Raw genomic sequence first — 12,050 nt, 5'->3', positions numbered from 1 at the left:
AAAGTTCGGTTAGTTTAAAAACACTAAATTATTTCATTTTTATATATTACCTTGTTTACATTATGCCTAACAGTCTTATGACCTGCTTTTATACCTTTACCAATAGCAATCAGCATAACATCTAGATACCTATCAGAAATATTTAAGATCTCTTTCAATTTCTTAGAATCGTAGCCTGACATCGTAATTGTGTCAAAACCAGCTTCATTGGCTAACAAAACTAAGGACATTGAGGCAAGACTTACATCTCTAGTTAACTCTAACTTTAGATCTTCTTTTGTCTTACTTTCATAATAATTTATTGCAGCATTCGCAAGATAGTCTCTTAATGATTCATCAAAATAACCTGCCTGGTACCCCTCCTCATGAATTTTAATAATATTACCTTTGTTAAATGCCTGATAGTCGCCCAACATGACGATTAACGTTGAAGCTTCTACTATTTGCTGTTGATTAAAAGCTATAGGTAGTAATAAATTTCTTAAGTTCGCATCCTCGATTATTAAGTATCGCGTTGCTTGAATATTATTTCCGTTAGGCGACTTACTTGCACTTTCAACTAAGGCAGTCAATGTTTCTGAACTAATTTTATAATTTGAATCATAATGTCTAACTGAACGTCTTTTTTCTAAAATATCTTTTACACTCATTATGAACAACTCCTAAGTTATTATTGTATTGCGCCTCTAATTATAGTAAGCAATAATAAATAAGAAAATAACGCACAAAAAAGTGGTATAGCCACTTTTTTGTGCCTATTTAGGAGAGGAAGCACATGGTTAACTATAATACAGGAATCAATATTTTTATGGATATTGCAGGTGGCAAATGGAAAGGATTAATACTATTTTTCTTGAGTCAACAATCAGTAAGGACGAAAGAGTTTTATGAATTAATACCCGGAATTACGCAAAAAGTTCTAACCGATCAATTGAAGCAGTTAGAAAGAGACGGACTTGTTCGGAGAGAAATATTTAAAGAAGTACCACCAAAAGTAGAATATAGTTTAACAGATTTAGGAGAGTCATTTATACCCGTTTTAAATACAATGTGTACATGGGGAAATGATTATGCACGTTTAAAGGGAATTGCCAAGGAGCAACAAATTTGTTGTCATCAAAAGGAAAGCTAAGTTTTCCTTAATGGCTCCTTGTACTAATCACCTTTCTATAATTCGTATCAAAACCACAGCTTGTCACTTCGTTAGAATATCCCATAAAATGTAAAAAAGCCAAGGAGCATCGGTGCTCGCTTGGCTTTTGACGATATATAGGCATACATCTAGTCGTACTTGGGGTGTCATAAGGGAAAGGGGGATAACCTTACGTCTTGTCAAGTCGATTAAGAGATGTGGCCCGAGTTACATATCATTTGAACATAATTTAAAAGTCATGTGGCTGATGACTTATATACAGCTTGCCCAAATGATGTTTGCATTAATCATTACCCCAAAAATTAGGGTTGTAAGCTCTTTTGTTATATTTTTTTATTCCTTTTTTGAGACTCCAACTTTTACCTGATTTCGCCCTTCTTGTTTCGCAAGGTAAAGTGCGTCATCAGCCGCTTCAATTAGCGCTTCAGTTGTATGTGCCATTGCTGGATAGGCAGCTATTCCTGCAGATAATGTTATTGGTCTACCACATGGACTGACCGTATCGGCCAAAGTTTTTCGTAATTGTTCTGCGACTAGTGTGGCTTCCTCTACCGTCGTGTTCGGCAGAAGTATGACAAATTCCTCGCCACCGTACCGGCAACATACATCGCCTTCACGAGCTACTGATTCCATTTGTCGAGCCAAAAATTGTAAAACTTTATCGCCTACTGCATGTCCATATGTATCATTCACACTTTTAAAGTGGTCTAAATCTAGCAAAATAATGACATGTGGTACCTTACTTGCTAACCATTCAGCAAGCATTGAATCCATTGTACGTCGGTTCGTAATCCCCGTCAGTGGATCAACAGTAGATTGATCTTTGAAAAAGGAGACCTGTCCATGTAGAAACGATAAACTTCGAACCAATGCATTCTTCAAAGAATAGGCTTCAAAGTACCATCCACTAACAGATTTTAAACCTTCTACATTTTTCTTATCTAAACTTTCTTCTGTTAATGATGCTAATTGTTGTAAGGGATTCGCAATACGTGTTGCAGCCCAAAGTACAATGATAATGGAAACAAACATAAGAGGCACAGATTTTATAATGACCTCCTGTACACGATCAAATGAAGGGGCTAATGCTACTTCTAAAGGTTTCTGCGCAACAACTCCCCACCCTGTCGAAGCCACTGCACTATAGCCAGCTAGCATTTTCACTCCTTTTGTATTCTCAACTAGTTGGGCACCATCCTTGCCAGATGTAACAGCTTGAACGACTTTATTTTTTGTTACAATGTCATTAATACGACTTGGATCTTGATGATAGATAACTCGTCCTTCTGAATCAACTACATATACGTAAGAACCATCCTTACTATAATGTTCTCCCAACAAGGTTTTAAAGGCATTAGGTTCCTTTAAATAAATAGTGCCAGCAATCATTCCTAGATATTCATTGGACTCCGAGAAAATAGGATGCGATATAAAAATGATGAGCCGCCCTGTCATCGCCTCATATGGCTTAGAAATAATTGGTGTCTTTTTGGCTAATGCCTCTTTAGCGCCAATTGATGTTAAAATCTCTCCTTTAATTTCTATAGATGGCGGAGAGACAGATAAAACAAGTCCCTTTGAATTTGTTATAACCACCGAATTGAACATTTGATTTTGCAATCTCAAACGCTCTGTTTCCTGATTCAATACTTGTTCATCATCCATTTTCGTCCTAACCTGATCCGCACTATATCCTAATATTTGGAAAGCTTCGTGGAGATAGGAATCAGCAGTTGAGGCCAATTTTTGAGCATAAACTCTATTCGTTTCTAGCGTATTTTCCTTAATGGAATCAATGTTCATCCTATAGCCGCCCCAAACACTACCTATGCTTGTTAAAAAGAATGCTGCCATTGCTACGCCCATTATAAGATGCTTTAATTTTAATCGGTGCGATTTCATTTTTCCCCTCCTATTTATGATTTTTTATATGTATATTTTGAGAGATTCTTAAACAATTAGTGCCTATTATAAGCAAAGACTCCTATAGGTAAAAGTAACATGTATTAATTGTGTAAGAAGAATCCAACACACCTCTAGGATTGTATCAATAAACGTGGATGTATCATATAGAATCTGGCAAACAAAATTCCAACATTTTAGTTATTTAGATTAAAGATTGCAACAGCTGACGCTAATTATCTGAAATTTGATAGAAAATCTAAATTCTAAATTTTTTTACTTTTATTGTTATTCTGACATATAAAAGTTGAAGCGTTTATTTTATAATAAAAATTAGCATAGGCAAGTTAAGATTTAATCTGTTATAATACTCATTAAAATATAATAAACTGTAATAATACAGTATATAGAATACGCTTTTCACACAATGGGGATTATGAGAAAAGCGCTACTCGCCATCATCATACAGATGGTTGTGTAGCCTACACAAAAAGGGGTTGGAAGATTTGGGCATTTTAAAGGGGTTAAAAATTCTCGATTTTTCTGCATTACTACCAGGACCAATGGCGACAATGATATTTGCTGATTTAGGAGCAGATGTCATCCATGTTGAATCTTCAAAGCGGGTTGATTTAACACGAATTATGCCTCCCTATGACGATGATCACGAGGCATATATCCATCAACATTTAAATCGATCAAAAAAATCTATAACGCTAAATTTAAAATCACCAGAAGCTATCGACATTGTTAAATCACTTGTACAGGAGTATGACGTTATTATCGAAGGATTTCGACCTGGTGTAATGCAGCGACTTGGCATCGACTATGAAGCGCTTAAAGAAATAAATCCTAAGGTTATTTATTGTGCGATTACTGGCTACGGACAAACAGGGCCTTATAGTAATCGACCAGGACATGATAATAACTATCTATCCTTAGCTGGCTTACTCGACTATTCCCGCCATAAGGATAAAAAGCCTGTTTCCATGGGCGTTCAACTAGCTGACATAGCTGGAGGGACAATGCATGCAGCAATAGGTGTGCTGGCTGCTGCCCTTCATCGTGAAAAAACAGGAGAAGGACAGTTCATCGATATTAGTATGACAGATGCTGTCTTTTCACTTAATGCTATGTATGGTGCAGCATTTATTGGAGGTGGACGTGTACCACAGCCAGAGCAAGAAATTTTAAATGGAGGCAGTTACTATGATTTTTACAAAACAAAGGATGGGCGCTTTTTCTCTGTCGGTAGTTTAGAGCCTCAATTTCGCAAATTGCTCTGTGAAGCACTCGATATTCCCGAATTGATCGATAATACCTTCAATGACTCCTACTATACGCAAATTCGTTTTAAAGAGGCTGTTCACGATGCCTTCTTGTCCAAGACATATGAAGAATGGCTTGAAGTGTTTAACGAGGATTTTGAAGGTTGTGTAGAGCCAGTTCTAACATTTCCTGAAGCATGTGAACATCCACAGCTAAAGGCACGAGAAATGATTGTGACTATACCCAAAAGCGATGGCACTATGCAAAAACAAATTGCCTCTCCGTTTAAATTTGATGGTACGCAGCCTGAATACAAGCATGTTGGTGCTAAATTAGGCGAGCATAATGAGGAAGTTTTACTATCTCTGGGCTTTAATGCTGAACAAATCAAGGCTTTGAAGGAAAAAGGTGTTTTAGAGTAAAAAAGGTGTCTAATACTGTGATGTATTAGACACCTTTTTTATACATACGCACTAATAAACATACGTAGGTTTTCAAAATGATCATCTATTAGTAGATATTTTTTGTAAATCTCCATTAACTTTTCAAAAAGCTCGTACTGCTCTGTTACAAACAAAACTCTTAAAATATTTAACATATGCAGGGAGGCACTTTGTGCTACAACATAGTATGGTGCATTTGGTTGACGATAATTGCGTCGCCACTCTTCCACAGACAAACCAATATGTTGTAGAGAGTTATTCACATGAAGTGCTATATCCTGTTGAACATATGCTTCAATTGCAATAAGCTGTTCACTACTAAAGTTTTTTTGTACTAATGAAGAATTAATTTTTTTATTCGATGCTAAAACATGCTCTTTTAATAAAAGTAAGCCATCCTCATAACGTGCCATTTTTACATAATGCTCTAGTAGAATGGCATATAAATTTTCTAAATAATTTAACTGATAATTTTTAATAATGGCAGGTGGTGTTGGTTTACGATTTGGTAATAGCTCTTTATACTCTAGTAATATTTCAATGGCATAATTATTTATTCGTTCATCCTCTAATAAATATTCACCATAATGTATAACCTTTTCACTCTGCTGTTCTCTATTTGCTATATGAAATAAAATATAGGCAATCAACACTTTTTCCTTCTCTGATAGTGCATACATTGAGTAGCGCCATTCCGCTTCAAATGAGGTAATAAACGATTTGACACTATTAAAATCACCTTCTGATAAGCAATAATGAGTAACAATTTGATAAAGACGTAACTGTTTCTTTGCCAAACAGCTAGCATTATGCTTATCCACATGAGTTATACACTTATCCAGTATCGCTTTATAGTTATTCACAAAGTTATCCACATGTTCACAATTTTCTCTCACAGAATGCTCGAAATGTCCCATTATTTCATAAAGAAATGTGAATTGCTCTAAAGGTTTGTGGATAAGCAGTGAATAAACTTTTTTTGTGAAAAGCCAATGCCAAAAAGATGCATGCTCTTTATACATCATATGCACTAAATATTCATCTTGAAATTTATATAAAATAATTGATTGTAGCTCATTAACTGGCATAGCTATTTGCATTCGTTTCCCAAAGACTAACCAAATTAATCGTTCTAAGTCTATTGTATGTTGTGCAAAAAGCTGCTCAAAAAAAGTATCTTTACCTTTTTGAGTATAGAAAAAAGCACTGAGACGCTCATTCACAAATTTTGAATCTAAACCATATTTGTCAAAATATATTTGCATTTCTGTTGATACATGACCCCAATATTTACGTGCTGTGGAAAAGGCAATATTCTTAGCCGTTTCTTCGTTTACTAAAAATAGATTGGGTGAAAGCGAAGTACCAAGTATTTTTGGATCTTCTTGCAGATTTGACTCTGCTTCCAGCCAAGTTGCTAGTATATTTTCAGCACCCTTTTTACTTTTTTGTTTATAAGCCATGAATAATTGCTCATCACAGTCCAACAGCATAAAAATGGATCCTCCCATCAATTTCTACCAACAAAGATCTTCCCCTATCATTCAAATACATGATTTTTACACTCTTTCTTCAATATAACAAATCTTAACTAACATATGCTAAAAAAATATGGGTATGCATAGCAAAAACGTTAACAATATAAAAAACCACCTATATAAGTGAACACACTTTATAGATGGATATCATCTTTACCAAAACAACGGATATTTTCTTTTTTCTCGTAAATTATTGATCAACAAACCGAAAAATACAATTATGACTGCTCCAATTAATACAGGGGTTAGTAAATAACTCCAACCATAACCTCCTAAAATAATAATTATAGGATTGGCGCCTGCTGGAGGATGTATGACACCTAAAAAGGCCATAAAAAATATAGTTAATCCGACACCAAGACTAATAGACAATATATTGGAGCCTAGTAATGAATACATGGCCAAACCGATAAATGCCGAAATAAAATGACCTCCAATTATATTTCGGGGCTGGGACAAAGGTGCATTCCAGACGACAAATACAAGAACGCAGCTACCGCCTAATGATGCCATTAACCAAGGTGAATTGGTAATGTTAGTTAACCATAGCAACACAAAAATGCATATTAATCCTCCTATTGCTCCAGTAAAGGCATCAGCAAAATTTGTTCGAGATGGAGCATGACCTCCTCCTCTCATTTTTAATATAAAAGGTTTTATACTATTCTTTTTCTCTATTTTGTTTTCCACACCTATAATTTCTGTCATTAGACACCAACTTTTCTCTTCTATACTCATCTGTTTTATATATGGTCCTGTTATTCATTTTTAAACTTTAACTATTATATCAACACAACAATAGATTTCAATCCAAACTTCAAATTTCAGACAAACATTTACTTATCTGACTTGTAGCTCATACAAAAAAGCAAACTTTTAAAAGTTTGCTTTTTCAAGAAATCATTATTAGTCATATTGTTTTTTAATAGTTTTATATATTCTTACCTTTTTCAATACAGTTTTAGGTACTTGGAAAGTGGCTGTGACAACCCCTGGATGGCGTCCGATTTCAATGGAGCCTGTGATAGTTGCTCTATTTAAAACCTCTGGTTCGCTCATCTCAAATAGCTTCGCAGCTCGACTAATCGCGTTATCAGTCGCCTCATTTAACGTTTTACCAGAACCAATCACCGACACTGGGAATGCATCCTCTACCTGTTTAACACCAAACTCCTCCGCAAGCTCACGTGCGCGACGTTTTTCTTCCTTTGTAAAGGGTTTGGCTGTATAAGGTAAGTCTTCTACATTTGGTAGTAAAATTGGGCCTTCCAAAGCTACTTTCTTCAATACCTTAACTTGAAGCTGCACAATACCCGCTACATCGGTTGTATGTCCTGCAATCTCGCCGTCCCCTTGCATAGCATGCATGTCTCCAATATATACACCACCGCCTGGTACCTTGACTGGACAAATAATAGTCGCACCTTCTCGTACTCGGCTGATATCCATATGTCCATCGGTACGATGTAAATCCAATTCTTCTTGAGTAAAAGCATATTCATGTGGTGCTCCAATTAAAAATGAACCAAAGTCACCTGCATTATGTGAATCAGGCATCGCTTTAGAAGGGGTTGTCCCAAGCTGACCTAAAAATGGTCGCATTCTCGCCAATACACCTACTAAGTCGCTTGGAGCCAATGCAACAACAGGATTTTGTACAGAATTTTCAGGTGTTCTCATGTAGTTTCTAGCATCAAGTGCAATTCGTCTAGCACCCTCTCGTCCAACAGTTACACCCATTTGCCCTTTATGATCGAGTGCCATCGTATAGCCGTTTGTCATTTTAAAGGGTGCCGTTTCTGTATCACATGTAGAACATCGAATTGCATGTGGGCCTATTCCTTTTACAACTGTGCTTGGATGAAGCTTGCCACAGCCTGGACATTTTACTGAAACAAACGGATCACCAATGAATCGATCTACAATTGCTTCATCATGGCCAGACGAAGTTGCAAGAGATGTGACCTGAATAGATTTAATTTTTATAACAATGGCGTCACCCACCTCTGCACCTTCTACAAACACGGGCTTCGTTACTTCATGTCCTCCACGAATAGTAGGAGTAAGCATGGGTCCCCAACATCCAGGTGTTGTATTGGCAATAATCGTTCCACCATCCTTAAGCGGCCCTAACATATTCTGTGATGGATCTAAAATACCATCAATAAACTCATTTACGAACAATGTTTCAGCAGCTTGAGGTTGCTGTATAAAATCATCACTTTCTACCTCTTCTTTTTCTAGCACATGCATGTCGTTTGTCATTTTCTAATCACGCTCCTAGAATAATTTTTATGTATATCGTTATATGTTAAAAATGCTCTCTACACTTGCAGAGAGCTATTTTTATCAATTGTTCATATATAAATCAAAAATATGTGAGAAGTCTTCTTTTTTATACTTATCTTTATGATCGATCATCCAAGTATTCGCAAAGCTTGTAATTTCTTTGAATGACGACGCAGGAGATATATTGTCATTGCCAATTCGACCAAGTGATGATGCTGCTATGTTTAAACTTTTTTCCGCTACTTCTAGCTTATAAGCATTGTTCTTTTGTTCATAGCTAATGGCATGTAGTGCTTTATATAAATCTTTAATGTCATCAATAAAGCGTTTATGAATGTCGATGGATAGTGGGGAATTGCCGATTGTAAACTTAATTTCGACATCAAGGTCGATTGTTCCTGCTGTTTCGAGAAAAACTTCTGTCACAGTATACATTGAATAGTCATAGCGTCGCAGTAATCGTTTCTTGCTCATAGCACTTTCGCCATCTACATGAATAATCGCACGATTTGTAAAGCAATACTCATCTGCCTTCGTTTTAATTAAAAAGTAAATTTTTTCATCAATTTCATGTAAGATAAAATCATCTGCATCTGTCTTATCATAGTCCTCTCTTGGCACAACCACACCAATATCTGAAAGTCCAAGTGCATCTGCTGCTATTTTTTTAAACATCGTCATTCCTCCTAATTTGTAATACTCTTTTTACGCTTTAGAATCTGTAAAGGTTTCACCATGTATTGATTTATATAAAAAATGTTCTTCTTCTCTTGTAGAATAAAAGCATTTACTGGTTAAGCTATACAACCCAACATTTCCTCTTTTCTATACATTTCATTTATAATAATTGTCAGTAAAGATTCTTCCAAATCGAAAGGTCGTGTGAACAAGTGCAAGAACCAACCATTTTAGTAGTGGATGATGAGGCAGATTTAGCGAATCTACTAAAAGTAAGCTTACAAAAAGAGGGCTACAAACAAATTTATACAGCTGGTACCATTCACGATGCATGGACAAGCTTTCAACAAACAACACCCGATATTATACTTCTAGATGTCATGCTTCCCGATGGTGAGGGCTACGATTTATGTAGACGTATCCGTGAAGTATCCCATGTCCCTGTGCTCTTTATGTCTGCTAAAAATGAGGAAATTGATAAAATTTTAGGACTAGCCATTGGCGGAGACGATTATATTACAAAACCTTTTAGCCCGAAAGAAGTAGCCTATCGTGTGAAGGCGCAACTACGTAGAGCTGGCTATCAAACACAAGATACCGTAACGAATATTGTTGAAAAAGCACTACAAATTGGACCATTTCAGTTGAATGCCGATGAAACTGAAGTCCATAAAAATGGCGTATTATTGGAGTTAACAGCTAAGGAAATTGGATTAATGGCGTGCTTTATGCACAATCCCAATCGAATCTTAAGTAAAGAAACATTATTTGAACGTGTATGGGGAGAGGATTTCTTCGGTTCTGATAATACTGTTATGGTGCATATTCGCCGGTTGCGTGAAAAAATTGAGGAGGATGCCTCTAATCCTCTATATATCACAACTGTAAAAGGACTTGGCTATAAGTTTGTCATGCCAAAAGAGGCACAAGAATGAAGTGGAAATTAACCGCTCGCTTTCTCCTTTCCGTACTTTCTATCGTCATCATTGTTATTTTCGTCAATACAGCTATCTTCATGGGACTCCTTACTTATCGGCTAGCAACTGACTCTGAAGGCGTTTCTGCCACAGAAGAGGAAAACTTTGTGCGGGAATTTCAAAAATATATCGAGATAAAAAATGGAGCAACTTCCATACGTGCAGAAGGAATCGAACAATTGCATCAAAGAAATGCGTGGATACAATTGCTTGATGAAAATGGTCAAGTGATTGATGCTCATTTTGCACCAGATAAAGCACCATTGCACTATGCACCTATCGACTTAATTCAAGTATATAAATATAAAGAATTCGATTCAGATACTACTGTGTATATTGGCAGTAAGGATTCCATTAGTTATTTAATCGGTATTAAAGGTAGCGGTGTTACAAGGTTTGTTACGCATGTTTCTGGCACATCACTCTTACAGTTTATAGGGAAATTTGGCTTGTTCATCGTGATTGCGGACTTGTTAGTAGCTACATTAGTAGGGTGGCTTTTTGGTCGTACATTAACGAAACCTCTTTATGCGATGATAGATCGCATTCATCATTTAAAGAATCATGATCATACGTCTATTAAGTCTCCTGGTGGTGTCTACAAGCCGGTTTTTGAAAACTTAAATGAAGTATCACGAGAATTGGCAGCCCATGAACAGGAGCGAAAGAGACTAGAGATTATGCGTGAAGAATGGATTAGTAATGTCTCACACGATATGAAAACACCACTTGCCTCTATTCGAGGTTATGCAGAACTATTGAATGATGCACAAATAACAAATACTGAGCAAATGGAGTATGCACAAATTATAGAAAAACAATCATTGCATATGCAAAATCTACTGGATGACTTAAATTTAACGATGCGTTTAAGACATCAACAGCTTCCACTTACACTAAATGAAGTGAACATGGTGCCTTTTATTCGAGAGATAGTGATTGAAACATTAAATACACCACAATATGAACAAGCTAATCTTATGTTTGAGGCGACAACCGAGAAAAGTCTGCATCAAATCGATGAACATTTTATGCGCAGAGCTATCATGAACTTTTTACACAATGCATTGCTTCATAATGCTCCCGATGTATCTGTCCATGTGTCTGTTGATGAGCATACTCTTACAATTTCTGATAATGGCAAGGGGATAGACCCAGAGGATCTAGAACATATTTTTGAACGCTATTACCGAGGCACAAATACGGACAATACTGCTGGGACTGGTTTAGGTACAGCTATTGCTAGAGATATCATTGAGGCTCATGGAGGAACAGTAACCATCACCTCGGAAAAAGGAAAAGGTACATGCGTTATTATTGATCTACAAAAGGGATACTAAATAAACTAAATTTAACCAGTTGAATTTAAACGCTAAATACTTTGCACTGAACTTTCGTGTGGAAAAGAAGGAGTCTCAAAATTTGAGACTCCCTCTTTGTGCTATTTCATTTGATCCTGTACTTTAGCAGGTAATTCATGGAATTTCACTTCATCAAATGAAGTAACTTCTGTTTCCTTTTTCACGTAAAGCTTTAAATAAGCATCCTGGCGTAAATTTTTATGAGCAGAAAACTTTAATGTTTTCTCTTCCCCATTTTTATCGTAAGTAGGTAGCTCGTACCAATACATTTTAAAGATTTCACCACTATCTGCTTTATACTCCTCTACCTCACCATCAGCCGTGATATGAACATAGTAGGTATCTTTATTTAATCGGTTAAAATCTACAGTCATCAATACAATTAACCCTGCTACGAATAAGATAAACAATGCACCTATTCCGAAAAATACTTTTTTCAT

Annotated in this window: 11 protein-coding genes; 4 read left to right on the top strand and 7 right to left on the bottom strand. The window is 36.2% G+C overall.

Translation table 11 applies throughout. From position 1 onward, the window contains the following. Positions 1–23: 23 nt before the first annotated feature. Entirely contained in the window at positions 24–650 is a 627-nt protein-coding gene (locus NYE73_RS01065; RefSeq protein ID WP_115673053.1) for a nitroreductase family protein, read from the bottom strand. Between the two features lie 125 nt (positions 651–775). Here NYE73_RS01065 and NYE73_RS01060 point away from each other — a divergent pair, with 125 nt between their 5' ends. Then, positions 776–1,132, top strand: coding sequence for a winged helix-turn-helix transcriptional regulator (locus NYE73_RS01060; RefSeq protein WP_048390751.1), 357 nt, complete (start codon positions 776–778; stop codon positions 1,130–1,132). Positions 1,133–1,486: 354 nt separating this feature from the next. On the opposite strand, the gene NYE73_RS01055 is transcribed toward NYE73_RS01060, so the two are convergent. Then, entirely contained in the window at positions 1,487–3,055 is a 1,569-nt protein-coding gene (locus NYE73_RS01055) for a sensor domain-containing diguanylate cyclase (protein ID WP_259951269.1), read from the bottom strand. Positions 3,056–3,561: 506 nt separating this feature from the next. Here NYE73_RS01055 and NYE73_RS01050 point away from each other — a divergent pair. Further along, positions 3,562–4,746 carry a CaiB/BaiF CoA transferase family protein gene (locus NYE73_RS01050; protein WP_259951270.1) on the top strand — a complete coding sequence of 395 codons (1,185 nt, stop codon included), beginning with the start codon at positions 3,562–3,564 and terminating at the stop codon, positions 4,744–4,746. Positions 4,747–4,784: 38 nt separating this feature from the next. Here the strand turns inward: NYE73_RS01050 and NYE73_RS01045 are convergent, their stop codons facing one another. From NYE73_RS01045 to NYE73_RS01030, 4 genes are all read right to left on the bottom strand, one after another. Further along, complete coding sequence (locus NYE73_RS01045; protein ID WP_259956485.1) at positions 4,785–6,278, bottom strand: hypothetical protein; 1,494 nt, start codon at positions 6,276–6,278, stop codon at positions 4,785–4,787. A 180-nt stretch (positions 6,279–6,458) separates the two neighbouring features. Then, positions 6,459–7,013, bottom strand: coding sequence for an HPP family protein (locus NYE73_RS01040; protein WP_048390759.1), 555 nt, complete (start codon positions 7,011–7,013; stop codon positions 6,459–6,461). 198 nt (positions 7,014–7,211) lie between these two features. Further along, positions 7,212–8,570: an acetamidase/formamidase family protein gene (locus tag NYE73_RS01035; RefSeq protein ID WP_259951271.1), complete on the bottom strand. Its 1,359-nt coding sequence runs from the start codon at positions 8,568–8,570 to the stop codon at positions 7,212–7,214. An 84-nt stretch (positions 8,571–8,654) separates the two neighbouring features. After that, positions 8,655–9,269: a PH domain-containing protein gene (locus NYE73_RS01030; RefSeq protein WP_259951272.1), complete on the bottom strand. Its 615-nt coding sequence runs from the start codon at positions 9,267–9,269 to the stop codon at positions 8,655–8,657. A 215-nt stretch (positions 9,270–9,484) separates the two neighbouring features. Here NYE73_RS01030 and NYE73_RS01025 point away from each other — a divergent pair, with 215 nt between their 5' ends. Next, positions 9,485–10,207, top strand: a complete 723-nt coding sequence (locus NYE73_RS01025) for a response regulator transcription factor (RefSeq protein ID WP_259951273.1) — start codon at positions 9,485–9,487, stop codon at positions 10,205–10,207. Then, positions 10,204–11,589 carry a sensor histidine kinase gene (locus NYE73_RS01020; protein ID WP_259951274.1) on the top strand — a complete coding sequence of 462 codons (1,386 nt, stop codon included), beginning with the start codon at positions 10,204–10,206 and terminating at the stop codon, positions 11,587–11,589. The genes NYE73_RS01025 and NYE73_RS01020 overlap by 4 nt, the downstream gene beginning before the upstream one ends. Positions 11,590–11,690: 101 nt before the next feature. Here the strand turns inward: NYE73_RS01020 and NYE73_RS01015 are convergent, their stop codons facing one another. Further along, a complete protein-coding gene (locus NYE73_RS01015; protein WP_004233888.1) occupies positions 11,691–12,050 on the bottom strand; it encodes a YxeA family protein in 360 nt (119 codons plus the stop codon).

The sequence above is a fragment of the Lysinibacillus sp. FSL K6-0102 genome, assembly GCF_038003545.1.
In the GTDB taxonomy this organism is placed as follows: domain Bacteria; phylum Bacillota; class Bacilli; order Bacillales_A; family Planococcaceae; genus Lysinibacillus; species Lysinibacillus capsici.
The sequence above is the reverse complement of the archived record's forward strand: the minus strand, read 5'-3'. Positions and strand labels throughout refer to the sequence as shown.